21 protein-coding genes, 1 other RNA gene and 1 pseudogene are annotated in these 25,754 nt (G+C 59.9%); 15 read left to right on the top strand and 8 right to left on the bottom strand.

The genetic code is table 11. The features are described from left to right. Positions 1–9 precede the first annotated feature (9 nt). Positions 10–669, top strand: coding sequence for an SGNH/GDSL hydrolase family protein (locus tag AB5767_RS02585; protein WP_055286098.1), 660 nt, complete (start codon positions 10–12; stop codon positions 667–669). Positions 670–730: 61 nt separating this feature from the next. Here AB5767_RS02585 and thiD read toward each other — a convergent pair whose 3' ends face one another. Continuing rightward, positions 731–1,561: a bifunctional hydroxymethylpyrimidine kinase/phosphomethylpyrimidine kinase gene (gene thiD / locus AB5767_RS02590; protein ID WP_055286100.1), complete on the bottom strand. Its 831-nt coding sequence runs from the start codon at positions 1,559–1,561 to the stop codon at positions 731–733. 182 nt (positions 1,562–1,743) lie between these two features. Then, on the bottom strand, positions 1,744–3,078 hold the full coding sequence (gene thiC, locus AB5767_RS02595) for a phosphomethylpyrimidine synthase ThiC (protein ID WP_368131428.1): 1,335 nt from the start codon (positions 3,076–3,078) through the stop codon (positions 1,744–1,746). A gap of 171 nt (positions 3,079–3,249) precedes the next feature. Between thiC and AB5767_RS02600 the strand changes: the two genes are divergently transcribed. Beyond that, positions 3,250–3,771 carry a hypothetical protein gene (locus AB5767_RS02600; protein ID WP_368131429.1) on the top strand — a complete coding sequence of 174 codons (522 nt, stop codon included), beginning with the start codon at positions 3,250–3,252 and terminating at the stop codon, positions 3,769–3,771. A 134-nt stretch (positions 3,772–3,905) separates the two neighbouring features. On the opposite strand, the gene AB5767_RS02605 is transcribed toward AB5767_RS02600, so the two are convergent. Further along, positions 3,906–4,715, bottom strand: a complete 810-nt coding sequence (locus AB5767_RS02605; RefSeq protein WP_055286104.1) for a YaaA family protein — start codon at positions 4,713–4,715, stop codon at positions 3,906–3,908. A 106-nt stretch (positions 4,716–4,821) separates the two neighbouring features. Further along, positions 4,822–6,219, bottom strand: coding sequence for an aminopeptidase (locus tag AB5767_RS02610; protein ID WP_368131430.1), 1,398 nt, complete (start codon positions 6,217–6,219; stop codon positions 4,822–4,824). A gap of 166 nt (positions 6,220–6,385) precedes the next feature. Between AB5767_RS02610 and polA the strand changes: the two genes are divergently transcribed. Continuing rightward, the gene (polA, locus tag AB5767_RS02615) at positions 6,386–9,136 is read left to right on the top strand and encodes a DNA polymerase I (RefSeq protein WP_368131431.1); all 2,751 of its coding nucleotides are present in this window, start codon (positions 6,386–6,388) and stop codon (positions 9,134–9,136) included. 277 nt (positions 9,137–9,413) lie between these two features. On the opposite strand, the gene AB5767_RS02620 is transcribed toward polA, so the two are convergent. Then, positions 9,414–10,241 carry a Cof-type HAD-IIB family hydrolase gene (locus tag AB5767_RS02620; RefSeq protein ID WP_368131433.1) on the bottom strand — a complete coding sequence of 276 codons (828 nt, stop codon included), beginning with the start codon at positions 10,239–10,241 and terminating at the stop codon, positions 9,414–9,416. 554 nt (positions 10,242–10,795) lie between these two features. Between AB5767_RS02620 and AB5767_RS02625 the strand changes: the two genes are divergently transcribed. The 4 genes from AB5767_RS02625 (at position 10,796) to ndk (ending at position 14,765) form a co-directional block, all read left to right on the top strand. Further along, complete coding sequence (locus AB5767_RS02625) at positions 10,796–12,022, top strand: argininosuccinate synthase (protein WP_368132931.1); 1,227 nt, start codon at positions 10,796–10,798, stop codon at positions 12,020–12,022. A gap of 233 nt (positions 12,023–12,255) precedes the next feature. Then, complete coding sequence (locus AB5767_RS02630) at positions 12,256–12,426, top strand: hypothetical protein (protein WP_161115562.1); 171 nt, start codon at positions 12,256–12,258, stop codon at positions 12,424–12,426. A 118-nt stretch (positions 12,427–12,544) separates the two neighbouring features. Beyond that, a complete protein-coding gene (argH, locus tag AB5767_RS02635) occupies positions 12,545–13,975 on the top strand; it encodes an argininosuccinate lyase (RefSeq protein WP_368132418.1) in 1,431 nt (476 codons plus the stop codon). Between the two features lie 385 nt (positions 13,976–14,360). After that, positions 14,361–14,765 (top strand): nucleoside-diphosphate kinase, encoded by a 405-nt coding sequence (gene ndk / locus AB5767_RS02640; RefSeq protein ID WP_055251725.1) that lies wholly within the window; start codon positions 14,361–14,363, stop codon positions 14,763–14,765. 151 nt (positions 14,766–14,916) lie between these two features. On the opposite strand, the gene rpiB is transcribed toward ndk, so the two are convergent. Then, positions 14,917–15,384 carry a ribose 5-phosphate isomerase B gene (gene rpiB, locus AB5767_RS02645; protein WP_035138007.1) on the bottom strand — a complete coding sequence of 156 codons (468 nt, stop codon included), beginning with the start codon at positions 15,382–15,384 and terminating at the stop codon, positions 14,917–14,919. 271 nt (positions 15,385–15,655) lie between these two features. On the opposite strand from rpiB, the gene AB5767_RS02650 reads away from it, so the two are divergent. Further along, entirely contained in the window at positions 15,656–16,975 is a 1,320-nt protein-coding gene (locus tag AB5767_RS02650; protein WP_368132419.1) for an L-cysteine desulfidase family protein, read from the top strand. A 190-nt stretch (positions 16,976–17,165) separates the two neighbouring features. Here AB5767_RS02650 and AB5767_RS02655 read toward each other — a convergent pair whose 3' ends face one another. Beyond that, positions 17,166–17,924, bottom strand: coding sequence for an HAD family hydrolase (locus AB5767_RS02655; protein WP_368132420.1), 759 nt, complete (start codon positions 17,922–17,924; stop codon positions 17,166–17,168). A gap of 315 nt (positions 17,925–18,239) precedes the next feature. On the opposite strand from AB5767_RS02655, the gene rpsA reads away from it, so the two are divergent. From rpsA to AB5767_RS02670, 3 genes are all read left to right on the top strand, one after another. Further along, the gene (gene rpsA / locus AB5767_RS02660) at positions 18,240–19,406 is read left to right on the top strand and encodes a 30S ribosomal protein S1 (protein ID WP_022095232.1); all 1,167 of its coding nucleotides are present in this window, start codon (positions 18,240–18,242) and stop codon (positions 19,404–19,406) included. 325 nt (positions 19,407–19,731) lie between these two features. After that, positions 19,732–20,093: RNase P RNA component class A (rnpB, locus tag AB5767_RS02665), an RNA gene on the top strand. 228 nt (positions 20,094–20,321) lie between these two features. Beyond that, positions 20,322–20,960, top strand: a complete 639-nt coding sequence (locus AB5767_RS02670) for a YigZ family protein (protein WP_192923900.1) — start codon at positions 20,322–20,324, stop codon at positions 20,958–20,960. A gap of 67 nt (positions 20,961–21,027) precedes the next feature. Here AB5767_RS02670 and AB5767_RS02675 read toward each other — a convergent pair whose 3' ends face one another. Continuing rightward, entirely contained in the window at positions 21,028–21,474 is a 447-nt protein-coding gene (locus AB5767_RS02675) for a C-GCAxxG-C-C family protein (protein ID WP_229090749.1), read from the bottom strand. Positions 21,475–21,704: 230 nt separating this feature from the next. On the opposite strand from AB5767_RS02675, the gene AB5767_RS02680 reads away from it, so the two are divergent. The 4 genes and pseudogenes from AB5767_RS02680 to AB5767_RS02695 form a co-directional block, all read left to right on the top strand. After that, complete coding sequence (locus AB5767_RS02680) at positions 21,705–22,988, top strand: O-acetylhomoserine aminocarboxypropyltransferase/cysteine synthase family protein (RefSeq protein ID WP_161144717.1); 1,284 nt, start codon at positions 21,705–21,707, stop codon at positions 22,986–22,988. A gap of 140 nt (positions 22,989–23,128) precedes the next feature. Continuing rightward, positions 23,129–24,433, top strand: a complete 1,305-nt coding sequence (locus AB5767_RS02685; protein ID WP_368132421.1) for an MFS transporter — start codon at positions 23,129–23,131, stop codon at positions 24,431–24,433. Between the two features lie 157 nt (positions 24,434–24,590). Then, entirely contained in the window at positions 24,591–25,169 is a 579-nt protein-coding gene (locus AB5767_RS02690; RefSeq protein ID WP_055286127.1) for a xanthine phosphoribosyltransferase, read from the top strand. A gap of 152 nt (positions 25,170–25,321) precedes the next feature. Then, positions 25,322–25,633, top strand: a pseudogene (locus AB5767_RS02695) (peptide chain release factor-like protein); the annotation flags it as partial. Positions 25,634–25,754: the final 121 nt, after the last annotated feature.

Genomic DNA, 25,754 nt, shown 5'->3' on the forward strand with positions numbered 1-25,754 from the left:
GGGCTTACGATGAAAAACGTTCTATGCTTTGGCGACAGCAACACCTATGGTTACGATCCGGCGGGCATGCGCGACGGCACCGCGGTGCGCTATGCGCAGGATGTGCGCTGGTGCGGCGTGGCCCAACGTGACTTAGGCGAGGGCTGGCATGTAATTGAAGAAGGCCTCAACGGCCGCACGACGGTACGCGACGACATGTGCCATCTGAACACCAATCTTAACGGCATCCGCGCACTGCCGATGCTGCTCGAGGCCCATAAGCCGCTGGATGCGATCGTTATTATGCTGGGAACCAACGATTGCAAGACGGTCTTTGGTGTGACGGCCTCCGATATTGCCCGTGGCACCATGGCGCTGATTCGCGCGGTGCGTGCATTTCCCTGGACCAATGCTGCACCCTGCCCGCGTATTCTGCTGATGGCACCTATCAAGATCAAGCCGCAAATCGCCGATGTATATATGACCGATTTTGACGAGCGTTCCGTCGAGGCCTCGGAGCATTTTGCTGAATACTATGCGCACGTAGCCGAGCAGTTTGGCTGCGACTTTTTGAATGCAGCGGAGTTTGCCGAGCCGGGCGATATCGACTATCTGCATATGATGCCCGAAAGCCATGAGAGCCTGGGTCACGCCGTGGCGGCCAAGCTCCAAGAGATGCTCGGAGAGTAGCGCGACCCCAAGCCACCGCAAAGGGGACGGGCGCCTTTGCGGTGGCTTTGGACTGCGAATCTTAATACTGCCACATGTGGTTGACGGGGCCGGAGCCTTTGCCCATGTCAAAGCCGGCGGCCAGAGCGCCGGTTAGGTAGGCCTTGCCGGCGTTGACGGCGTCGGCAAGATCCATGCCCTGAGCCAGCGCGCAGGCGATGGCGGACGAGAGCGTGCATCCGGTGCCGTGCGTGTTGTCGGTCTCGATGCGCTTGTGGCGGAACCACGTGGTGAGTGGATCTCCCAGATGGTTGCCCTCGTCATCGAGTGGCGCGGGTTCGGCCAGTACATCGTTGGCCTCGTTGACAAGATGCCCACCCTTAACGAGGGATGCGCAACCAAAGCGGCGGGTGAGGAGCATGGCAGCATTTTGCTGCGTGCGCTCGGAGTCGACCTCATAGTCGAGCAGTGCCATGGCCTCGGGAATATTGGGCGTGATAACCGTCGCTAGCGGGAACAGGCGGCGGGTGAGCGCCTCGGCGGCATCTTCGGCAATCAGCCGCGCGCCCGAGGTGGCGACCATGACGGGGTCGACGACCACGTTCGTTGCGTTCCAGGCGCTCAAGCGGTCGGCGATGACTTCGATAATCTCGACAGAAGAAACCATGCCGATCTTGACGGCGCTGGGGCGGATATCGTCAAAAACGGCGTCAATTTGCGCGGCTACGATATCTGGCGAGATATCCTGCACGGCGGTAACGCCCAGGGTGTTTTGCGCTGTGATGGCGGTGATGGCCGTCTCGGCATACAGGCGGTGCGCCGTGATGGTCTTGATGTCGGCCTGAATGCCGGCGCCGCCGCTGGAATCGGATCCCGCGATGGACAGGACGGCAGGTACCTTACTACGATCCATGTTCGCTCCCTTGTTCGGTCGGAATCAAATGGGTCTTTAAGCCAGCATTATAAAGATGCCCGGGCCGACTCTATGCCGAACCCGGGCGGGCGATGCAATCTCTACGCAAGTGTAAGTAAATGTTCACAAGTCAACAATTGACAGGCACCAGCTCGCCGCCAGAAGCGGCCGCGGCGACAGGGTTAGTCCTCCATGCCGAGGTCGATCGTGGTGCCCTCGAAGATCTTGTTGACGGTGCGGACGGCGCACATCTTGCCACACATGGTGCAAGTGCCCTCGGTGGCGGCGGGGGACTCCTCGTAGCGCTTCTTGCCCGTAACCGGGTCGAGCGCGCACTTCCACATGGCGTCCCAGTCGAGCTTGCGGCGTGCCTGGCCCATCTTGTCGTCCATGTCGCGGGCGTGGGGCACCTTTTTGGCGATGTCGGCGGCGTGTGCGGCAATCTTGGTGGCCATGAGGCCGTCGAGCACGTCCTGGGCGTTGGGCAGGCACAAGTGCTCGGCCGGCGTCACGTAGCACAGGAAGTCGGCGCCGGAGCTGGCGGAGATAGCGCCGCCGATGGCAGCGGTGATGTGGTCGTAGCCCACGCCGATATCGGTCACCAGCGGCCCGAGCACATAGAACGGGGCGTTGTGGCACAGGCGCTTCTGCAGTTTCATGTTGGCGGCGATCTCGTCGAGCGCCATGTGGCCCGGACCCTCGACCATAACCTGGACGCCGGCGGCCCATGCGCGCTTGCACAGCTTGCCCAGCTCGATCATCTCGGCGGTCTCGGTGGCGTCGTTGGAGTCGTAGAGGCAGCCCGGGCGACAGGAGTCGCCGAGCGAAATCGTCACGTCGTACTCGTGGCAAATCTCGAGCAACTCGCCGTAGAACTCATAGAACGGGTTCTCGTTACCGGTGACCTCCATCCAGCCAAACAGCAGCGAGCCGCCGCGGCTCACGATGTTCATGAGGCGGCCGGTCTCCTTAAAGGTCTTTGTGACCGACTTGTTGATGCCGCAGTGGATGGTCATAAAGTCCACGCCGTCCTCGGCGTGCGCGCGCACGACCTCGAACAGGTCGTCCTTGGTAAGCTTGACCAGCGGCTTTTCCATGTAGCCGATGGCGTCGTACATGGGGACGGTACCTACCATGAGCGGCGTCTCGTCGATGAGCTGCTGGCGGAACTGGCGCGTCTTGCCCGAGTTGGAGAGGTCCATGATGGCGTCGGCGCCAAAGTCCTCGGCGATCTTGACCTTCTTCCATTCCTCGGCGGCATCGGCCTTGTCGCCCGAGATGCCCAAGTTCACGTTGACCTTGGTGGACAGGCCCTCACCGACGCCAAAGGCGCGCATGCCTTTTTTGATGTGCACGATGTTGGCAGGAATGGCGATGCGGCCGTCGGCCACGCGCTCGCGGATGTACTCGGGGTCGCGATGCTCGCGCTCGGCGACCTCCTTCATCTGCGGTGTGATCTGCCCGGCGCGGGCGAAGTCGATTTGCGTGACGAGCTTGGGCTCGGTCTGTGTGCTCATTGGCACGGCTCCCTTCGTTGGCATTACCCATATCAGGTTTGCGGGTCAGGGCGGGCGCGCCCAATCTCAGCCTGCCGTCTTGTCCTGCAAGCCCCCCGTTTATGTAATGGGCTCAAGTATAGCTCGAATGGGTACGATTGGCCTAACGAGCGTGCCTGTGGGGAGGCGAACATGGAAGACAAGCATCTATATCGAGAGACGCAATGGGATGTATCGGCCGAGGAAAGCCGTGCGCACCATGGCCTTGTCGCGATCGGTTTTGCGGTGCTTGCCGTGCTGGTGATTGCCTTTTGTATCTGGACGTTTGGTGGTCGCGACGGCGCTGCATGGGAGTTCGAGGCTGATGATAGCCTACCGATTATGACGGTGAGGAGTACTGGCGGTAATGCCAATACGCTCGCCGTTCCGGGCGATTATTGGTACCCGTGCGATGAGTTTGTGCAGTTGCAGCTGAGTGGTGGGTCTATTCCTGGTGAGGAAATCGAACGCGTGACGTATGATGCGACGTTCAAAACGTTGACGGTGAAGCTCAAAGATCAAGGGGATGTGCCCACGACGATGGATATCGCGCTGACGGAATGGCGCCTGGAGCCCCCGTCGGGTGTTGCGGTGTCCGAGGTCGAGCACGTCAAGATTGTCTATCAGGACGGTTCGACAAACGGGATTGCAAAGGCCGACGGTCTAGCAGAATAGGTGTCGAGCCTAGCAGCCAATTCATAAAAGTTGCGGTGGAATAGTTCCTGATTGTGCGAAAAAGGCTCAAATAGGAATTATTCCACCGCAAGTTATATAGAGAAGGCTGAGCGGGTCAGTGTTGGGTGCCGGCTCTAGAGCATCTGTTCGTTGATGAACATGAGGGTGCCTAGGTATGAGAGCTCGGGGACGTGGCGATAGCCGATGTTGAATGCGGTAAGTTCGCTTGCATCCTCGAGCTTGTTTTCTGCCATCCACCGCACCATGGAGCCGCGCGCCTTTTTGCTGGCGGTCGACCGTTGGATGGGCTTCCCGTTGCGGATACCCTCGCCAAAGAGGCACGTGACGGCTGTGGCGTCGCCCGCGAGGTGGGGCAGAACGGCTTTGGCATACTCTACGCTGGCGAGGTTGACGATCGTGGTGTTTGAACCTGCCGGGGCGATAGCCCGCGCGAGCTTATCGCTCCAAAATGCGTAGAGGTCTCGGGCACCGTCGACGACAAGCTTCGCGCCCATCTCCAGCCGATACGGTTCGACGGCATGAAAGGGACGAACGCACCCGTAGAGGCCGGAGAGGATCCACAGATGGTCTTGCAGCCATGCGAGCTGCGCGGAATCCATCACCTCGGGTGCCATGCTCTGGTATTGAATGCCGTGATAGGACATGGCGGCAGGGGAGAGGTGACGGGCGAGTGCGGGATTGTCGAGATCGCCGCTTTTCAGGATGGGCCCGAACTCATGCAGGGTGTTGAGGCAAGGTCCCAGCAGTTTGTCACTCACGTTCCACAGCGCCTGCAGGCCGCCGCTGCCTTCATTCCGCTCGATATCTAGCAGTGCGCGGTGGAGGCGAGCCGTCTCGCGCACAAAGGGTGGGATGCCCAGGACTTCAAAAGCATCTTGGGCCGCGCGCATCTGCTTGGCGGGCGAAATGATGACCTGCAGCATGGGCTCTCCTCTGCCAAAAAAAGAAGTTGCGGTGGAATACGGTCTGTTTGGTCTATTGAAAGACCAAATCAATCCGTATTCCACCGCAAGTTATGGGTGGGGTGGATTAGGCGCGCTCGATGAAGGCCTTGTAGCCGCGATAGGCCTCGTAGATATCGGCCTTGTTAGCGACCTCCCACAGGGCGTGCATGGACAGGACGGCAACACCGGAGTCGATGACGTTCATGCCGTACTTGGCCATGATGTAGGCGATGGTGCCGCCGCCGCCCGCGTTGACGCGGCCGAGCTCGCAGGTCTGGAAGTCCACGCCCGCCTCGTCCATGATGTCGCGGACGAGGGCCACGTACTCGGCGTCGGCGTCGTTAGATCCGCCCTTGCCGCGGCTGCCCGTGTACTTGTTAAAGCACAGGCCACGACCCATAAAGGCTGCGTTCTTGGTTTCGAACTTGCCGGCGTAGCCCGGGTCGAAGCCGGCGGACACGTCAGAGGAGAGCATGCGGCTGTGGGCGAGTGCGCGGCGCAGGGCCAGCGGGCTATCCTCGCCGGCGAGCGTCATGATCTCGGCGACGGTGTTCTCGAAGAAGCGGCTCGTCATGCCGGTGGCACCCACGGAACCGATCTCCTCCTTGTCGACGATGAGCGTGATGCTCGTGCGCTCCACGTTGGCGACGTCGATCTGGGCAAGCATAGAGGGGTAAGCGCAGACGCGGTCGTCGTGGCCATAGCCCAGAATCATGGAGCGGTCGAGGCCCATGTCGCGGGCCGGTCCGGCGGGCACGACCTCGATCTCGGCGGAGAGGAAGTCCTCCTCCTCGACGTCGTACTGCTCCTTGAGGATATCCAGGAACATCTGCTTGACGGGCTCCTTGGGAGCGTCTTTGTCGTCCTCATCGAACTTGACGGGACGGCCGCCCACGATCACGTCGAGGATCTCGGCGTCGACGGCGTCCTTGGCGGGCTTGGCCATCTGCTCGCTCGAGAGGTGGATCAGCAAGTCGGAGATGGTAAAGACCGGATCGTCGGCCTTGTCACCGATGTTGATGTCGACGGTGGTGCCGTCCTTTTTGCAGATGACGCCCACGAGTGCAAGCGGGGAGGCCACCCAGTGGTAGCTCTTGACGCCGCCATAGTAGTGCGTGTCGAGGTAGGCCATGTCGCCAGCCTCGAAGGCAGGGTTCTGCTTAAGGTCCAGGCGCGGCGAGTCCACGTGGGCGCCCAGGATGTTAAAGCCCTGCTCGAGCGGGGCGGTGCCCAGGTTGACGAGCATGAGATCCTTGCCGTGATTGGCGGCGTACACCTTGTCGCCGGCCTTGAGCGCGCGGCCCTCGGAGATCACGGTCTCCAGATTGACGTAGCCCGCCTCCTCGGCCATCTTGATACCGGTCTTGACGCACAGGCGCTCGGTCTTGTTCTCACTCAAAAACTGCTTATAGCCGCGGCAAAGCTCCTCGAGCTCTTCGATCTGCTGTGGCGTGTACTTTTTCCATGCGCAGGGACGCTCCATGACGCAGGCTCCTTTCGGATCGATCGTACTGGTTGATGTACCGTGAGCCATCGTATCACGCGCGGGCCTGCGGCGGCAGGGAAGCCTGATGTGCAGTGGCCGCGGGGCGGGGAGCGTGTAAACTGGAGTGAGCAAACCGTGCCCAGCCTAAAGCGAGGTATTCAATATGTCTGACAAGCGCCGTACCTTTGCCGTCATCGACGGCAACTCGCTCATGCACCGCGCCTTCCACGCCGTGCCGCCCACCATGAACGCGCCGGACGGTCGTCCCACCAACGCGATCTTTGGCTTTTTGAATATGTTCCTCAAGATGATTGACGCCTTTAATCCCGACGGCGTTGTTGTGGCGTTTGACAAGGGCAAGCCGCGCGTGCGCATGGAGATGCTGCCGCAGTACAAGGCTCAGCGCCCGCCCATGGACCCCGATCTGCACGCGCAGTTTCCCATGATTAAGGAGCTGCTCGCCGCGCTCAACGTGCCGATTTTGCAGTCCGAGGGCTGGGAAGGCGATGACATCCTGGGCACTATGGCGCGCCTGGGCGAGCAGGCCGGCTGTGACATGCTGCTGGTGACCGGTGATCGCGATATGTATCAGCTCGTGACCGAGCACGTCAACGTGGTCTCGACCCGCAAGGGCCTGTCCGACGTGGCGATTATGACGCCCGAGAGCGTGGACGATCTGTATCACGGCATCACGCCGGCGCTCGTGCCCGACTTTTATGGCCTGAAGGGCGACACGTCCGATAACATCCCCGGCGTGCCGGGCATCGGCCCCAAAAAGGCGAGCGCGCTCATTGCGCAGTACGGAAGCCTGGACGAGGTCATCGCACACGCCGACGAGGTCAAGGGCAAGATGGGCGAAAACCTGCGCGCACACATCGACGACGCGCTGCTGAGCCGTAAGGTGGCGACCATCCGTACCGATGCGCCCGTTGAGCTCGATTTTGAGACGACGTCCTTCCCGGCGTTTTCTGCCGATGAAGTTTCTGCGGCGCTGGGTACGCTTGGTATCACCGCCATGCAGAACCGTTTCTTGGCGCTGATCGGCGGCGAGGGCGGGGCTGCTGCTGCCTCCAGTGTGTTTGAGATACCTGCGATGGTTCGCTCAGCCGCCGGCGATGCTGACGCACTTGGTGCCGTTGCGGCGGAGGTCTCCCGCGCGATTGATGCCGGCGAGTGGGTCGCCGCCGTGGTGGACGACGACAAGGAAGAGGGCGCGCTCTTTGGACTGACGCGCACGCTGTGGTTGTCGACGCCCAAGGGCCTGTTTGCGCTCGAGGAGGGCGACGGCGGCGCGGCGGCTGAGGTTGAGGGCTTCAACTTCGCCCACGGCGTGATCGCCGGCGTGCTCGCGCGTCTCTTTATGGAGGGTCGCGTGGCGAGCCCGGATATGAAGGCGCTGTTGCACGAGCTTTCGCCCATCGATTCTTCTGAGCCCGAGCTCATGGATCCGCTGGCGGTCGATTCCACGCGTATCTTCGATACCGTGGTCGCTGCCTATCTGCTGGATTCCGATCGCTCCGAGTTCGATGAGGCGTATCTGGCCGATACCTATCTGCAGATGGCGCTGCCTGCGGCGCGCGGCGCAGAGGGTGCCGGCGAGGACGCTCCTGCGCCCGCCGCTCGCACGGCGGCCTTGACGCTGGCGCTGGTCGCGCCGTTGCGTGACCGCATGGCCCGCGAGAACGCCGCCAACGTGTTCGATGGCATCGAGATGCCGCTTGTGCCGGTGCTTACCAAGATGGAGCGCGCGGGCATGCTTGTGGACCCCGACCGCCTGCACAGTCTGTCCGAGGGCCTGGCGACCCAGATTGCCGGGGTCGAGCGCAGCATTCGCGACCTGGCGGGTGACGAGACCTTTAATATTGGCAGTCCCATGCAGCTGTCGCATGTGCTGTTTGATGTTATGGGGCTTCCGACCAAGGGCCTCAAAAAGACCAAGCGCGGCTATTATTCGACCAACGCCAAGGTGCTGAGCGACCTTGCCCGCGACCACGAGATCGTGCGCCTGATTTTGGACTGGCGTGAGAAGTCCAAGATTAAGTCGACCTATCTGGACACGCTAGGTCCGCTGCGTCGTGGCGACGGTCGTGTGCACACCACGTACAACCAGACCATCACCGCGACGGGGCGTCTGTCTTCGAGCGACCCGAACCTGCAGAACATTCCGACGCGCTCGGAGCTGGGGCGTACCGTCAAGACGGCGTTTTCGGCGGGCGAGGGCAGCGTCTTTTTGGCGGTGGACTACTCGCAAATCGAGCTGCGCCTGCTCGCGCATCTCTCGGGTGACGAGCACCTGGTGCGCGCCTTTAACGAAGGCGAGGACTTCCACGCCGAGACGGCGGCGCGCGTGTTTGGCGTGCCGGTGTCCGAGGTGACTCCCGACCTACGCAGCCGCGCCAAGGCCGTGAACTTTGGCATCGTGTACGGCCAGCAGGCCTACGGTCTGTCGCAGTCGCTGCATATCTCGATGGCCGAGGCGCGCGACATGATCGACCGCTACTACGAGGCCTACCCGGGCGTGCGCACGTTCCTCGACAATGTGGTGGCGCGCGCCAAGCAGACGGGCTATGCCGAGACCATGTATGGCCGCAGACGCCATATTCCCGAGCTCAAGGCCAAAAACCCGCAACTCCGCGGCTTTGGTGAGCGCACGGCCATGAACCACCCCATGCAGGGCACCGCGGCCGACATCATCAAGATCGCCATGGCCCGCGTAAGCCGCCGCCTGGAAGAAGAGGGCTTTGCCGCCCACATGATCCTGCAGGTACACGACGAGCTGGACTTTGAGTGCCCCATCGAGGAAGTCGAGCGCCTCACCGCCATGGTCCGCGACGTCATGGAGCGCGTAGTAGACCTCCGTGTACCCCTCATCGCCGAAGCCAGCACCGGCATAACCTGGGCCGACGCCAAGTAAAGGTACACCCACAACTCCAAAGTAACCAAAACCAGAAGGGGGCTCCTTGCCAACAAGGAGCCCCCTTCATTCAATTAAATTCAGCCAAAGAATTTAGGCGCCAAGACGCCATCCAGGCGGCAAGCAAGTCACCCAAGGACCTGGCCGGGCGAGGCGGGTAAGTTTTTCGTAGATTCCGCACGAGCCGGAAAGCACTTAATGTGCTTTCCGAGCGAGCCCAGGACCTGACCGAGCGAAAAACTTACCCGCCTCGCCCGGCCAGGTCCGACGAGCCACGTTAACGAGCCGCCAAGATGGCGTCGATGAGCGTCAGTACGCCCCCGTCGTTGTTGCTCGGAATGCGCCACTTAGCATGCGCATTCATATGCTCCTCGGCGTTGTCCACGATAAAGCTGTGACCGACGCGCTCGAGCATGGGGATGTCGTTGTAGGTGTCGCCCACGGCGGCGGCATCGGCGATATCAATGCCGAGCTGCTCGCACAGATGCGCGACGCCGGCGCCCTTGTCGACACCCAGGTTCATAAAGTCGATCCACTCGCGCCCGGCGTTGGTGACGTAGAGCTTGTCCGAGAACTCGGGGCTATAGGTCTCGCGGAAAGCGGGCTCGGCGTCGTAGCCGGGGAAGAAGACCGAAATCTTGTTGGACTCGAAATCAATGCCCTCAAAGCTGTCGACGTAGTTGATTGTGTTGTAGTAGACGCTGATCTCGTCGTGGTACTGATGGTCGCGGGCAAGCACGTAGAACTCGTCGAAGCAGCACAGGACGGGAACGGCGCGCGGGTCCTCCGAGGCACGGCTCAAGACCTGCTGATACAGCGCCACATCGATGTTGCTCTTATAGATATAGTTGCCGCGATAGATGACGCAGGCTCCGTTATCGGGACAAAAGGCGAGGCGGTTCTTGATGCCCTCGAACATCTCCTCGAGCTTGGGGGCTGGACGTCCGCTAGCGGGGCAGAACACGATTCCAGCCTCGGCGAGCTTGTCCAGGCGCTCATCAAGACCCTGAGGCAGCACGCGCTCGTCGGTGAGAAGCGTCTTGTCCATATCAACGGCGAGAATCTTAATGTTGCCGATATTGGCATCTGATTCATAAGTCTGCATAAATGCGCCTTTCCGTTTCCAGATTGTTTCGGGCGTAATGACCCTCTGCTATGTAATCGAGCGTATTTTCGCAGGATTGGCGCGTATTTGCATCACTATTCACAAACTAATGAAAAAACTTTTCAGAAATTTGAATTTGTCGCTTGTGCTGCGGGCACTTTAGCGTAATATAGCGACCATCGAAAACGGAGACGGCAAAAGAGCCGCTTACCGAGGAAAAGGTACCGTTTACGATATTTGAATTGCGCCCGGCGATAGGTGAAAGGAGAGGCAGATGCAGTTCGTAAAGATCATCACTACTGCAGACAATGCCATCCGACGCCAGCGCGCAATTTCCCGACGACGATAACAATCGTCTCTGTCCGCATGGGGCGAATTGCCTCAACAGAGTCATTTTAAGGTCGTTGGGTTTTAGCACGACATTGCTGCATGTTTCTAGGGCATGTATGTGCTGATTTTTGCTATTTAACCTGATATTGCACGGTATATGACCTTGAAATGACTTGCAACTGACCGATGTTCTAACTAGCTACCAAGGGCGAAAGGAAACAGCCATGAGCAAGGAAAAAGTCGTTCTCGCATATTCCGGTGGTCTTGATACATCCGTATGTGTCAAGTGGCTCCAGGACGAGAAGAATCTCGATGTCGTTTGCGTCTGCGGCAACGTGGGCCAGGAGGAGACCGGCCTGGATGCCAAGAAGGAGAAGGCGCTCGACCTGGGCGTTCTCGATTGCCAGGTACTCGACCTGCGCGACGAGTTCTCCGATGAGTTCCTGACTAAGGCCATCGCTGCAAACTCCATGTACGAGAACAAGTACCCGCTGCTCTCCGCCCTGTCTCGCCCGCTGCTCGCCAAGAAGCTCGTCGAGGTCGCTCACGAGTTTGGCGCGACCTACGTCGCCCACGGCTGCACCGGCAAGGGTAACGACCAGGTCCGCTTCGAGGCTGCCGTCAAGGCCCTCGACCCCGAGCTCAAGGTTATCGCCCCGGTTCGCGAGTGGGATCTGAAGTGCCGTCCCGACGAGGTCGCCTATGCTCACGCACACAACGTGCCGGTTCCCGAGGGTGCCAACGACAACCCCTATTCCATCGACGACAACCTGTGGGGTCGTGCCATTGAGTGCGGCCACCTGGAGGATCCCTGGAACGAGCCGCTCGACGACGCCTGGGTTATGACCAAGAATCCCGAGGACACGCCCGACACCCCGACGTATACCGAGATTGAGTTTGAGGCGGGCAAGCCCGTCGCCGTCGACGGTAAGAAGATGAAGCTCTCCGAGATCGTCATCGCCCTCAACAAGATTTCGGGCGACAACGGATTTGGCCGTCTCGACCTGGTCGAGGATCGTCTGGTGGGCCTTAAGAGCCGCGAGTGCTACGAGGTTCCCGGCGCCCTGACGCTCATCACCGCCCACAAGGCGCTCGAGGACATCTGCGTCGAGGGCGACTTGCTCAAGACCAAGATCAAGCTCGAGCAGGATTGGGCCACCGCCGTGTACAACGGCCAGTGGTACAGCCCGCTCAAAAACGCGCTCGATGCCTTTATGGCCGACACCCAGAAGTTCGTGACCGGTACCGTCCGTCTGAAGTTCTTTAAGGGCAACTGCCATGTCGTCGGCCGCAAGAGCCCCTTCAGCCTCTACGACTACGGTCTGGCTACCTACGACCGCGACACCACGTTTGACGAGAAGGCCAGCGCCGGCTTTATCGAGATCGATACGCTGTCGCTCAAGACGTGGGCCAAGGTCCAGGGTCCCAGCTCTGCCGCTGCTCAGGCTTAGGTCTTCCTTTCCTTGGTATCCGCGCGGCCCATCCGCGTGATACATAACGGGCGCATGGGGTCCCTACCTTTCGTTATGCTTGCTGACACTTCTTAACATCGGTGGCCCCTACGTTCCGCCCGCATATATGACGCCGCGACTGCGGCTGAGTCCGAGCCCCGCCGGGGTTGTCCGGCGGGGCTCCTTCTATCAATTTGGCGGCCCTGCGCCTATATATATAAGGAGTATCCATTATGTTCAATGCTGTCGTGCATGCTTTACTTGCCCTCGCGCCCGAGCTCGATGCTGCAAAGGTCGAGGACGTCCCTATGAGCCTGAAGGCTTGGATTGACGGTTCGCAGGGTAACATCCGGAGGGAGACGTTGGGCGCCAAGTGCATGGTGCGTCACTTCTTTGCAAATTAGCTATATGGCCTCGCGCACGGTGGGGAATATGCAAAACTAGCGGTTGAAAAATCGCTTTAGCGATATGGCGCATTGCTTTGGGCGCTTGTTTTGGTATTTGGAGAAAGGAGACGGTTCCATGGCTCTTTGGGGCGGTCGTTTTGAGGCGGGCGTGGCCGAGGTCACGCAGGAGTTTGGTGCGTCGTTGCCGGTCGACAAGCATCTCTATAAGCAGGATATCGCCGGCTCTAAGGCACATGCCAAGATGCTGGCCGCCCAGGGCATCATCAGTGCCGAGGACGAGCAGGCGATCGCCGAGGGCCTGACCGGAATCGAGCAGGATATCGATGCCGGCAACTTTACCTTCGATATCAACGACGAGGACATCCATATGTCCATCGAGAGCGAGCTGACGCGTCGCATCGGTGAGGCCGGTAAGCGCTTGCATACCGGACGTTCGCGCAACGACCAGGTGGCGACCGATACGCGCCTGGGCGTCAAGGCGCTTGCCAAGGAGCTCATGGAGGCCAATCTTGAGCTGCGCCATGTGCTGGTGGATGCGGCCAAGAAGTACGACAAGGTGATTCTGCCGGGCTACACGCATATGCAGCACGCTCAGCCCGTGCTGCTGTCGCATCATCTGCTGGCATATTCCTGGATGTTCGCGCGTGACTTTACGCGCCTGAAGGCCGCCTTTGATGCCGCCGACAACTGCCCGCTGGGTGCTGCCGCGCTTGCCGGTACGAGCTATCCGCTCGATCGCCAGATGACGGCTGCCGAACTTGGCTTTGCGGGCGTGATTCCCAACTCGCTCGATGCGGTTTCCGACCGTGATTTCCTGCTCGATCTGCATTACGCCGGATCCGTCATGGCGATGCACCTGTCGCGTCTTTCCGAGGAGATCGTGCTGTGGTCGAGCTCCGAATTTGGCTTTATCACGCTTTCAGACTCCTACTCCACCGGCTCGTCTATCATGCCGCAGAAGAAGAATCCCGACTTTGCCGAGCTTATTCGCGGCAAGAGCGGCCGTGTGTATGGCAACCTGGTGCAGCTGCTCGTGACCATGAAAGGCCTGCCGCTTGCTTATAACAAGGATTTGCAGGAGGACAAGGAGGGCGCGCTCGATACCGCCCATACGCTCATGCAGTGCCTGTCGGTTATGGCCGGTATGATTTCGACTTGGGCCGTCAACGAGGATGCCATGGCGCGCGAGTGCGGCGTGGGTCACCTTGCCGCCACCGATGTTGCCGATTACCTGGCTAAGCGTGGTCTGCCGTTCCGCGAGGCTCATGCCGTGGTGGGGCATCTGGTTCTGATGTGTGAGAAGCGCGGCTGCAATCTTGAGGACCTGCCGTTTGAGGTGTTCCATGAGGCAAGCCCGCTCTTTGAGCGCGACATTACCGAGGCGCTCGACATCCCGTCGATTGTCGCCGCGCGCACGACCGAGGGCGGCACCGCCCCTGCCGCCGTTGCCGTGCAGCTGCAGCGCGCCGAGGCACAGCTCGTGGCCGACGAGGGCGTGTTTGGATCGCTGACTAAGGTCGTCGAGATGGGCCACGGGGTAAAGTAGGGATTTGGCTGAAGCCGTTTTGGCCATTTATTGATAAATCGTTTTCACTTTACGGGCGCCTGCTGATGTGGGCGCCCGTATTTTGTTGCTATGGGGGAGGGGCTTGTCGAGAACTTCTGTAGGACCTTTGGGCAGGTTGTGAAGGGGTTACGTTCGCGGGCGGCAACCGACCGCCTGCTCTGTTCGATGCGGTTGATGGGCGGTCGGATGGTACTCTAATCGGGCTTCGAAACAGAAGTGACACATATGGAGCGCTTTAATAAATTGCAACGTTTCAATAAACAGCTTTTTGTTTAACTGCAGCTAAAACTCTGTTACGATGCAGTCCAGGCGGGTGCCGGAATGGGACTTGGGCACGCGCGAACCTACTTGAAAGGCTACTTTTATGGCTATCGAGAAGACCTTCATCATGATTAAGCCCGACGCCGTGCGCGACCGCAAGATCGGCGAGATCGTTGCTCGCATTGAGCGCAGCGGCCTTGTCATCGAGCGCATGGAGATGACCACGCTCGAGCGCGCTACCGTCGAGGAGCACTACGCCCATCTGGCCGACAAGCCCTTCTTTGGCGGTCTCTGCGACTTTATGACGAGCGGTCCGGTCGTCAAGATGGTCGTTTCCGGTCTCTCCGCTGTCTCCAAGATGCGCACCCTTATGGGCGCTACCAACCCGCTTGACGCTGCTCCTGGTACCATCCGCGGCGACTTTGCCGTCGATGTCAACGCCAACGTGATCCACGGCTCCGACTGCCTGGAGAACGCCGAGATTGAGATCAAGCGCTTCTTTGGCTAAACCAGCTTTGACTCCTTAAAGCTGTTAGCGTGTGGCTTGGGCGCCGCGGAACTCCATCTGCGGTGCCCTTTTATTCCAAAATCTATGCAGGGGCCCGCTCGGACATGTGTTCCGAGCGGGCCCCTGCTGTTAGCTTGTGGCACTGAATAGTTTAGGCTTCGTCGACGATCTTAAGGCCGCGCGTGTGATCGATCTCGTTGAGGAGGTTAACGCGACGCTCGTGACGACCGCCCTCAAACTCGGCGTCGAGCCACTCGTCGACGATCATCTTGGCGAGCTCGGAGCCCACGACGCGGGCGCCAAAGGCGAGCACGTTGGTATTGTTGTGCATGCGGGAGAGCTTGGCGCTGAAGGGCTCGGAGCACACAACGGCGCGTACGCCCTCGACCTTGTTGGCAGCCAAGCTAATCCCGACACCGGTGCCACAGATGAGGATGCCCAGGTCGACGTCGCCGTTGGCAACGGCCTTACCCACCTTGTAGCCGGCGATGGGGTAGTCAAAGCTCTCGGAGGTGTCGGTGCCAAAGTTCACGACCTCGCAGCCGCGCTCCTTCAGGTGCTCGGAAATGATGTTCTTGAGCTCGACGGCGGCGTGGTCGTTACCGATACCGATCTTCATGGATGGTTCCTCTCTGGTCTGTGCGGCGCAAATGCTAAAGGTGTTTACCGCGTTCGACTGCATGATAGCGCGACTTTTGCGTAAACGCTCGAGCGTTTTTTGGTCAAACGCTTTAGCAGGCAACAAGACTGGCTTCTCGTGAATGAATGTCGTCAGTTTGCGCTTGAGCGCCGTCTGCCGGAACCATGGTTGCGGTTTTTGATGCATTGTTATCAAATAAAGGAGCTAACTTTTTTGAGAGCCCAGCCCGTTATGCAAGCAGGAGATACCTATGCCTACCGATTCCATCCGTGATGCCGCGTTTTGCGATGTTTTGAACCGCGAACTTGTCTGTGCACTCGGCTGCACCGAGCCCATTGCCGTTGCCTATGCAGCGGCGCTGGCGAGCCAGACGCTCGGTTGCGAGCCCGATCATATGGATGTTGCCTGCTCGGGCAACATCATCAAGAACGTCAAGAGCGTGACCGTGCCCAACTCGGGCGGAATGCATGGTATTGAAGCCGCGGCCGTGCTGGGTGCCGTGGGCGGCGACGCCAAGAGCGCGCTCGAGGTGCTCGAGAGCGTCGATGACGCGGACCGCGCCCGCGTGGCCGAGCTGCTTGCCGATGCGGACTACTGCGATGTGTCGCTTGTCGAGGGTGTGCCCAACCTCTACATCAAGGTGACTGCGACGGCCGGGGGCCATACCGCGGTCGTCGAGATTACCGATCACCACACCAATGTCACGTGCCATACGCTCGACGGTATTCCGGTGTGCGGCAAGTCGGCGGGGGAGTGTGCCGCCTGCGCCGAGCGCGTCGTGGCCGAGCGGGCGGCAGATAACGCCGACACGCCCATGTCGATCGAGACCATCATCGACTTTATCGAGGACGGTGACATTGAGGACGCCCGTGCTGCCGTTGAGCGTCAGATTGAGCTGAATGGCGCAATCAGTGCCGAGGGCCTTGCGCACGCTTGGGGCGCCGAGGTGGGTCGTACGCTGCTGGGTGCTCGTGCCGATGACGTCGCCTGCCGTGCCCGTGCCCGTGCGGCCGCCGGGTCCGACGCCCGCATGAACGGCTGCGCGCTGCCGGTCGCCATTGTGTGCGGCTCGGGCAATCAGGGCATTACCTGCGCATTGCCCGTCATGGAGTATGCCGAGTACCTGCGTTGCGACCACGAGCGCCTGGTGCGCGCCGTGATGCTGTCCGATCTTATCGCCGTACATATCAAGAGCTATATTGGTGCGCTCTCGGCGTTTTGCGGTGCTATTTGCGCCGCGTGCGGCGCCGGCGCCGCGATTACCTGGCTGTGCGGTGGCACGCGCGAGCAGATCGGCGCGACAGTCTCGAACACGCTCGGCAACGTTGGCGGCATCGTGTGCGATGGCGCCAAGGCGAGTTGCGCGGCTAAGATTTCCGCTGCCGTTGATGCTGCGATTCTGGGCCACGATATGGCCATGCAGGGCCGCGGCTTCCGCGCCGGCGAGGGTCTCATTCAGGATACCGTCGAGCAGACGATTGCCAGCATGGGCTACGTGGGCCGCGTGGGCATGAAGGACACCGACATCGAGATCCTCAACATCATGATCGGTAAAACCCAGGTTTGTTAGTTACGCGGTTTTACCAAACCGCGTAACCAGTCGACGCTGCAAACGCCCCTAAGCGGCAATCTGCCTTTCAATCGTCGGGCATGGCCAGAAGGCCTATGCCCTCCTCTTTCAAGGCACATTGCTCGCTTAGGGGCGTTTTCGCTGACTTATGCTCAACCTGTGGCGCTTTTTTTGGAGCGAGGGAGGGGTCCTACGACAGTTCGTCGGCTACTTGGTGTTCGTAGAAGGCTTCTACTACGGCGTTAAAGTCGCGGGCGAAGTCTTCCATGGTTCCGCGCCAGGTGGCTCGGCTGGGCTTGCCCTGGCCCACAAAGGCGGTTTGGATGCCGCAATCGGGGGACGGGAAGTCGCGTTTGGGGTCGTTGCCCACCATAAGGACCTCGTGTGGCTCGAGCCCCATCACCTGAAGCTGCTCTAGATAGTAGGTGGCATCGGGCTTGCATCGGGTGGCGTTTCCCATGTGCGTCACGAGTTCAAAGGGGGCGTCGGCCAGGTCGCCCCAGCCCATGCGGCACTCGATGGCCCCCTGGGGAAAGCTGGGGTTGGTAAAGAGCGCACAACGCAGTCCAGCGTCCTGTACGGCCTGGAGCGCGGCGTGCGCGCCCGGCATAGCGTGGGCGTTAATGAGTTCGTCATTCTTGTACGGAAGAACTTCGCGGTCGTAGTAAGTAAACGCCTCGTAGATGAAGGGATCGGAGAGGCAGATGCCGCACCTGTGCTCGACCTCGGTGCGGTAAAACTCAAGATTGGTGCGGTTGTCCGTGCCGCTGCGGCGATTGGCGTTGAGGTCGACCAGGATGGTGCCGAGGCGCGCCATCGTGCCACCGCGGCTGCGGCGCCCGATATCCGCGAGCATCGAAGAGACATCCTTAAAATAGCGAAGGATGAACGCGTTGAGGTTGATGCTGAGAAGCGTTTCGTCCATATCGAAAACGACTGCTTTGAGCACGCGGGCACCTTTCTCGAAAAATCGATCTAGAATCGTTGGCTCCGGATACTTTACCCCAAAGCCGAATGCCTGGCTGGTTATCGTCAAGTTGCGGAGACGTGTGTTCATAAGATTACGAAAAAGTCTCCACACGAGTAAAAAATCGCAGTTCACGCTTGAAATCGAACTCATTTCCCCGTAACCTATACGAACGTGATTGCATAAGCGTCACATTAGTATCTGTCGGCTCCCGAGTGTTCCTAAACGTTGTGTGCTTGTCGCACCCTTCTGTAGGTCCTAGCAATCGGGGCCCCGTAGTTCGAAAGGGGTCCACCTTTGAGTGAGATTCAGAACTCGTCCATTTTCTCTCTTGACGATGTCAACGAGGAGGAGATGAACAACCTCATCGACGGTACGATTACCGACTTTGATGAGGGCGATCTCGTTAACGGCACTGTCGTTAAGATCGAGCATGACGAGGTGCTCGTTGACATCGGATTCAAGTCCGAGGGCGTTATCCCGGTCCGCGAGCTGTCCATCCGCAAGGACGCTAACCCTGCAGACATCGTTGCACTCGGTGATCCCATCGAGGCTCTGGTACTCCAGAAGGAGGACAAGGACGGTCGTCTGGTCCTGTCCAAGAAGCGTGCCGAGTACGAGCGTGCTTGGAACCGCATCGAGGAGAAGTTCAACTCCGGCGAGAACGTCGAGGGCGAGGTTATCGAGGTTGTCAAGGGCGGCCTGATCCTCGACATCGGCCTGCGTGGCTTCCTGCCCGCCTCCCTCGTCGACCTCCGTCGCGTCAAGGACCTCACCTCCTACATGGGCACCCGCATCGAGGCCCGCGTCATCGAGATGGACCGCAACCGCAACAACGTCGTCCTCTCCCGTCGCGTCGTGCTCGAGGAGTCCCGTAAGGCCGAGCGCTCCGAGATCCTGTCCAAGCTCAAGTCTGGCATGCGTCTCCAGGGCACCGTTTCCTCCATCGTCGACTTCGGCGCCTTCGTCGACCTCGGTGGTATCGACGGCCTCATCCACATTTCCGAGCTCTCCTGGAACCACGTCAACCATCCTTCCGAGGTTGTCAAGGTCGGCCAGGAGGTCGAGGTCGAGGTTCTCGACGTCGATCTCAACCGCGAGCGCATCTCCCTGGGTCTCAAGCAGACCACCGAGGATCCGTGGCGCGCACTGGTCAAGAAGTACCCCGTCGGCGCTATCGTCGAGGGCACTGTGACCAAGCTTGTCCCGTTCGGCGCTTTCGTCGATCTGGGCGAGGGCATCGAGGGCCTGGTGCACATCTCCGAGATGGCCAACAAGCACGTCGATCAGCCTTCTCAGGTCACCCACGTGGGCGACAAGGTTCAGGTCAAGGTCATGGAGATCGACCTCGACCGTCGTCGTATCTCCCTGTCCATGAAGTCTGCTGCTGAGACTCTGGGCGTCGAGATCGAGGTTACCCCGCTGCCTTCCGAGAAGAAGGACGAGGAGACCGACGCCGAGTAAATCGGTTTGACGATCACTTGTTTTAAGGGATCTGTCCGCAATGGACGGGTCCCTTTTTTGCATTTGCTGCTGAGGTGCGCGATGCTGCCCGGGCTGTCCACAGGCTATTGGGTTGTCAGTGCATGAAAAATGCCGACATCCCGCCTCGGGGAGGAGGCGGGAACACACCGAGTAGACGGAGGGGTGTGGAGCGCGGTCGCGTCTCGACTGACGACGTTGCCCATCGACAGGACCATTGTAGCGCATGGCGGTTCTTGGTTTATCGTGTCGAGCGTTTGCGTTGTGCCATTGCCTGCGGCAACGGTGTGTTACACTCTTGCACTGCTGAGTGGGCCAGACGGTCGCGCGATGTGCTGCTTGCAGCACACGTGAGGAAAGTCCGGGCTCCAGAGGGCGGGATGCCGGCTAACGGCCGGGCGGAGTGATCCGACGGAAAGCGCCGCAGAAAAGAAGACTCCCACCTGCGCCGCAAGGCGTAAAGGGAAAAGCTGAAACGGTGGTGTAAGAGACCACCAGCGTCGTGGTAACACGGCGGCTTGGCAAGCCCCATCCGGAGCAAGCGCGAATAGGAACGCTATGGGCCGGCCCGGTCCGCGTTCGGGTAGCGTGCGTGGAACTGCACGGTAACGTGCAGACAAGATAAATGACCGTTCACGACAGAACCCGGCTTATCGGCCCACTCAGCACTTTGTTGACGCTGCGAACCCGTCAGCGCGGCAATCTGCCTTTCAAGCCTTCGGGCATGACCATAAGGTCAATGCCCTTGTCTTTCAAGGCACCTTGCTCGCGCTGACGGGTTCTCGCTGTTGGTGACGGTATCATTGGCGTTTCCGTTCTTGTTGGCGAGGTCAACGGTGCTGTCTTTGCCGTATTATTGAGGCTGTTTGTTGCTGCGCTTTATTTTGTTGAGGGGCTTTGTTGGACAGCTATTTTACTCTGCAATCGAATATTGAGGTTTCGGGCGAATTTGTGGACCGCAAGAGCCGGTTTATTGCCCAGCTGGTCCATATTGAGTCCGAGGATGAGGCGAATGCCTTTATCGAGACCGTTCGCAAACGTCATTACGACGCTCGACACAATGTTCCCGCGTGGATTTTGGTCGATGGACGCGAGCGTCAAAGCGATGACGGTGAGCCGAGCCGCACGAGCGGTATGCCGACGCTCGAGGTGTTGCGCGGCGCGGGGCTCAAAAATGTTTGCTGCGTAGTGACGCGCTATTTTGGTGGCACGCTGTTGGGGCCTGGTGGCTTGGTACGCGCCTATACCGCGGCGACGCAAGCGGCGGTGGCCGCGGCTCGGGAGGCCGGGCAGATCGTCGAGATGACGAGCGTCGTGCCTGTTGACGTGCATGTGGCCTATCCGCAGTATGAGCAGGTGCTTCGCTTGGCGCAGGATTCGGGTGCCAAGGTTTCGGATACCGATTACGCGGATGCCGTGACACTTCACTTGGTGTTTAAGGCGGGGGAGCAGGAGTCTTTTTGCGCCAGGATGCGCGAGCTTATGGCGGGGCGCGAGGAGATCGAGGTCGGTGCTCCCGTATTTGCCGAGTTCTAACGGCGACGGCCGGCGTGCTTTTGGATGGATCCCAAGCGCACCGGCCGTCGTTTTTCTGTGCTGCCGTTTACTCGGCGAGCTGCTTTAGTACATCACAGGCGATTTCGACGGCATCGTCGATGCAGCCGGGGCAGCTGCGAAGCGGACCCTTGTCCGATCCGATGCCCTTGAGCGTGCCGCAGACGGTCGTCGTGTTCTTCTCGCCAAAACGCTTGGCGATTTCGCGCGACAGTTTGTAGGTCTGGCCTTTGGTCTTGGGGTTTTCCATGCCGTCGCTCATCACAAAGCCCATGATGGCCACGGCGCCCGAGATGGCGCCGCAGGTTTCGGTCATGCCGCCCATGCCGGCGCCAAATCCCTCGGTGAGGGTAAAGGCGGTCTGGGGGTCGAGCCCGACGGCAGGTGCGAGCGTGCAGGCGACGGCCTGGGCGCAGTTAAAGCCACGGGCGTGGTATTCGGCAGCCTGAGCCTGACAGGCGTTGATGTCGAGCTGGGCCGTATCGATTTGCTTCATCGTTGTCTCCTTGTTCACGGTGTACCCGCCTATGGTACCCGTGACGGGGCATGTAATCATCGAGAGCTTCATGTATGCCTCGTTTTTATCTATCGAACAAATGCCCAAGGCTTGAGATAAATACCCCTGATCAATTTGTCCCTTAACCTACCTTGGGGATGGGTTGTGAGGGGTGCGGGGTAGCGGTATCGTGAACCGGATAAAACGTAACCCAGGCAAGGGAGCTAGATATGAGCGAGCAGACCATCGGTACTACATGTGTTCAGGGCGGCTATCACCCGGGAGATGCCGAGCCGCGCCAGGTGCCCATTTACCAGTCCACCACGTGGAAATACGACACGTCGGAGCACATGGGCAAGCTGTTTGACCTGGAGGAGTCTGGTTACTTCTACAGCCGTCTGCAGAACCCCACGTGCGATCTGGTTGCCGCCAAGATCTGCGAGATGGAGGGCGGCACCGCTGCGATGCTCACGAGCTCGGGCATGGCTGCGAACTTCCTCGCGATCTTTAACGTGGCCGGTGCCGGCGATCACGTGGTCGCGAGCTCTGCCATCTATGGCGGTACCTACAACCTGCTCGCCCATACTATGGAGCGCATGGGTCTGACCTGCACGTTCGTTGCCCCCGACTGCACCGACGAGGAGCTCGAGGCAGCCTTTGAGCCCAATACCAAGCTCGTCTTTGGCGAGACGATCGCCAATCCCGCACTTGCCGTGCTCGATATTGAGCGCTTTGCCAAGGCCGCGCATGACCACGGCGTGCCGCTGATGGTCGATAACACCTTCCCGACGCCCGTGATGTGCCGCCCCTTTGAGTGGGGCGCCGACATCGTTACGCACTCCACCACCAAGTACATGGATGGACATGCTGCCTACCTGGGCGGCGTGATCGTCGACCACGGCCAGTTTGACTGGATGGCCCATGCGGACAAGTTCCCGGGTCTCACCACGCCCGACGAGAGCTACCACGGCGTGACCTATGCCGAGAAGTTCGGTCGTGAGGGCGCCTTCATTACCAAGGCAACCGCTCAGCTCATGCGCGACCTCGGCCCCATGCAGAACCCTCAGGCGGCCTTCTTCTTGAACAGCTCGCTCGAGAGCCTGCATGTGCGCATGCCGCGTCATTGCGAGAACGGCCTGGCCGTTGCCAAGTTCCTGCAGAGTCATCCCAAGGTACGCTTCGTGAGCTATCCGGGCCTGGAGGGCGATAAGTACTACGACATCGCTCAGAAATACATGCCCAACGGTACCTGCGGCGTTGTGAGCTTTGGCTTTAACGGTGGTCGCGCGGCGGCCGAGACCTTTATGAAGAGCCTCAAGCTCGCCCAGATCGCCACGCACGTGGCCGACGCCCGCACTTGCTGCCTGCATCCCGCTAATGCCACACATCGCCAGATGAACGATGAGGAGCTCATCGCCTGTGGCATCTCCGCCGACATGGTGCGCCTGTCGTGCGGCCTCGAGGACACGGCCGACTTGATTGCCGACCTTGAGCAGGCACTCGAGCAGTGCTAGGCTAGCTCCGTACAAGGCGCCGATGCTGGCAGAAAGCTTCGGCGACCTTTCGTTCCGATTCCGTAGGCGGGACCCCAATCGCGGCAGTTTGCAGGCGATTGGGGCCCCGTTTTTGCGTTGCGCCACTCGAAAGGATGGATATGGAGAAAACCGCAGAGCAGCTGCGCCGCGAGCACATTGCCCTAGAGGGCGACACCCATGGCAAGAACAAGTGGGCGATTCTGTTTACCGTGCTCATCATGACGTTTATGGTGTGTCTGGATTCGACCGTCGTGACCGTGGCGCTGCCCGTGATGCAAAAGGAGCTGGGCGTGGGCCTCGATCGCATTCAGCTGGTGAGTTCGGTGTACCTGCTTGCGACATGCGTGGCTATGTTGCCGTTTGGCCGTCTGGGCGACGTGCGCGGCAAGGTGAATGTGTTCCAGCTGGGCGTCATCGTCTTTTCGGTCGGTTCGCTGCTGTGCGGCCTTTCGGCCTCGCTCGAGGTTCTTATCCTGGCACGCATTGTTCAGGGCATCGGTTGCGCGGCGGCCATGGCTAACAACATGGGTATCATCACCGAGTCGTTTCCGGCGCGCGAACGAGGCCGTGCCATGGGTATTCTCGCGACCTTTGTGGCCCTCGGCATGATGTGTGGCCCCGTGCTCGGCGGCATGCTGGTGGCAAGCTTTCCCTGGGAGAGTATCTTCCTCATCAACCTGCCTATTGGCATAATCTCGTTTATCGTGGGGCTCTACACGCTGCCGCATGTTAAGCCGGAGGCCGGCGAGCGCCCCATGTCCTTGATTGAGGCTGCTCGTCGCTGCTTGGCAAATTCGGCCTTCACCATCAACCTTGCCTGCATGCTCATCGTGTTCGTTGGTATTGGCGCATCCGAGTTTATCCTGCCGTTCTATTTTCAGGACGCCCACGGCTTTGGTTCCGACATTTCCGGATTGCTCTTTTTGGCGCTGCCGATGGTGAATGCCTTTATCGGGCCGCTTTCGGGTACGGTTTCGGACCGCGTTGGCTGCGAGGGCCCCACGGCGGTCGGTCTGGGCTTGTACGTGTGCGGTCTCTTTGCGGTAAGCACGCTCGACGAGCACTCTTCTATCCCTGTGATCGTGTGTTGCGTCGCGTTTATGTCGTGCGGTACGTCGATTTTCCAGAGTCCCAATAACTCGCTGTATATGGGCTCGGCTCCGCGCGAGGCACTTGGCTTTGCAGGTAGCTTGGGCAGCTTGGCGCGCTATGCGGGCATGGCGCTGGGTATTACGGCAGGTTCGCATATCCTCTATGGGCAGATGAGCGTGGCGATGGGCGAGGCCGTGACCAGTATTGTTGCAGGCCGTCCGGATGTGTTCCTGTTCGGCTTTCGCTCGGTGTTCTACGTGCTTATGGCTGTGGCCGCTGTGGGCTTTGCGCTCGCCATGGTGCGTTTGGTGAAGATGCGCGCCCGCCATTAGTGCGTTGGGAGGCTGTCTGCCACGATTTGCGTTGTCCCAAAAAGACTGGTTTGTGGTGCGATGCGGCTTGTGGGGCGGGCGGGGGTCGGTCCGTGGTAGACTATCGAACAACGTTTATTAATCGCGCGGTATCGTTGCCGCGAGAAGGGGTTGCGCCATGCAGGAGCTTGAGGATCGTATTCGCCATGACGGCATCGTAAAGGCCGGTAACGTCCTTAAGGTTGATGCCTTCCTCAACCACCAGTGCGACGTTGAGCTGTTCGACCACATGGGCGCCGAATGGGCCCGTCTGTTCGAGGGTGTCGAGATCAACAAGATCCTGACGATTGAGGCTTCGGGTATTGGCATGGCTTGCATCGCGGCTCAGCATTTTGGCGGCGTGCCGGTGGTCTTTGCCAAGAAGGCGCAGTCCATCAACCTCGACGGCGAGCAGTATGCCACGACCATCTACTCCTTTACCAAGCAGAAGGAGTACCCGGTCATTGTGGGTAAGCGCTTCCTGTCCGAGGGCGACAAGGTCCTGATTATCGACGACTTCCTGGCCAACGGCTGCGCGCTTGAGGGCCTTATTAAGATCTGCGAGGCTGCGGGCGCCGAAGTTGCCGGCATTGGCATCGCCGTTGAGAAGGGCTTCCAGGGCGGCGGCGATAAGCTCCGTAAGCGCGGCTTCCGCGTTGAGAGCCTGGCACGTATCGCCGATATGGACTGCGAGAACGGCGAGATCACCTTCGCCTAAGCGCGCAACACAAGCGATTGGTATGCGATGTGACAAAGGGACTGTCCCTTTGTCACATTTTTTGTATGAGGGGAGGTGTTGATATGGATGAGAACAAGATGGGATGGCGCGAGTATGCGCGCTATGCCGAGATGTCGGTCGAGAGGTTGGCACGCGACTGCGAGGTTCAGGTGTTTCGCGCGACAGGTCCGGGCGGACAGGGCGTGAACACGACGGACTCGGCGGTGCGTATGAAGCATGGGCCCACGGGGATTGTTGTGACGGCGCGCGAGAGCCGTAGTCAGTTTCAGAATCGCGCGAGCTGCCTGCGTAAGCTGCGCGCTGAGCTGGAGCGTCGCGGGCGTCCACCGCGCCGACGCGTAAAGACTAAGGTGCCTCTGCGCTCTCGCCAGCGCAGGCTCAATGACAAGCACTTCAACGCGATTAAAAAGGCCAACCGTCGCAAGCCGGGCGGGGAGGAATGATCTTCTCAATAAGTTGCGGTGAAATAGGGACTGTTTTGCGGCTTGGGGGTGCGGACGATTTCTTGGACCGCGCCTAGGCGTATCCAAGCTTCCTGCGGTACTCCATCGGGCTGAGCCACCC

The sequence above is a fragment of the Collinsella aerofaciens genome, from assembly GCF_040926265.1.
Lineage (GTDB): Bacteria > Actinomycetota > Coriobacteriia > Coriobacteriales > Coriobacteriaceae > Collinsella > Collinsella aerofaciens_BB.

Excerpts from the sequence above, each read along its gene's own strand:
- AB5767_RS02630 (WP_161115562.1), top strand. The coding sequence starts at position 12,256 with ATGTTCAATGCTGTCGTGCATGCTTTACTTGCCCTCGCGCCCGAGCTC.
- ndk (WP_055251725.1), top strand. The coding sequence starts at position 14,361 with ATGGCTATCGAGAAGACCTTCATCATGATTAAGCCCGACGCCGTGCGC.
- AB5767_RS02625 (WP_368132931.1), top strand. The coding sequence starts at position 10,796 with ATGAGCAAGGAAAAAGTCGTTCTCGCATATTCCGGTGGTCTTGATACA.
- AB5767_RS02680 (WP_161144717.1), top strand. The coding sequence starts at position 21,705 with ATGAGCGAGCAGACCATCGGTACTACATGTGTTCAGGGCGGCTATCAC.
- AB5767_RS02600 (WP_368131429.1), top strand. The coding sequence starts at position 3,250 with ATGGAAGACAAGCATCTATATCGAGAGACGCAATGGGATGTATCGGCC.
- AB5767_RS02585 (WP_055286098.1), top strand. The coding sequence starts at position 10 with ATGAAAAACGTTCTATGCTTTGGCGACAGCAACACCTATGGTTACGAT.
- thiD (WP_055286100.1), bottom strand. The coding sequence starts at position 1,561 with ATGGATCGTAGTAAGGTACCTGCCGTCCTGTCCATCGCGGGATCCGAT.
- AB5767_RS02605 (WP_055286104.1), bottom strand. The coding sequence starts at position 4,715 with ATGCTGCAGGTCATCATTTCGCCCGCCAAGCAGATGCGCGCGGCCCAA.
- argH (WP_368132418.1), top strand. The coding sequence starts at position 12,545 with ATGGCTCTTTGGGGCGGTCGTTTTGAGGCGGGCGTGGCCGAGGTCACG.
- AB5767_RS02690 (WP_055286127.1), top strand. The coding sequence starts at position 24,591 with ATGCAGGAGCTTGAGGATCGTATTCGCCATGACGGCATCGTAAAGGCC.
- AB5767_RS02620 (WP_368131433.1), bottom strand. The coding sequence starts at position 10,241 with ATGCAGACTTATGAATCAGATGCCAATATCGGCAACATTAAGATTCTC.
- polA (WP_368131431.1), top strand. The coding sequence starts at position 6,386 with ATGTCTGACAAGCGCCGTACCTTTGCCGTCATCGACGGCAACTCGCTC.
- AB5767_RS02650 (WP_368132419.1), top strand. The coding sequence starts at position 15,656 with ATGCCTACCGATTCCATCCGTGATGCCGCGTTTTGCGATGTTTTGAAC.
- AB5767_RS02675 (WP_229090749.1), bottom strand. The coding sequence starts at position 21,474 with ATGAAGCAAATCGATACGGCCCAGCTCGACATCAACGCCTGTCAGGCT.
- rpiB (WP_035138007.1), bottom strand. The coding sequence starts at position 15,384 with ATGAAGATCGGTATCGGTAACGACCACGCCGCCGTCGAGCTCAAGAAC.
- thiC (WP_368131428.1), bottom strand. The coding sequence starts at position 3,078 with ATGAGCACACAGACCGAGCCCAAGCTCGTCACGCAAATCGACTTCGCC.
- AB5767_RS02610 (WP_368131430.1), bottom strand. The coding sequence starts at position 6,219 with ATGGAGCGTCCCTGCGCATGGAAAAAGTACACGCCACAGCAGATCGAA.
- AB5767_RS02685 (WP_368132421.1), top strand. The coding sequence starts at position 23,129 with ATGGAGAAAACCGCAGAGCAGCTGCGCCGCGAGCACATTGCCCTAGAG.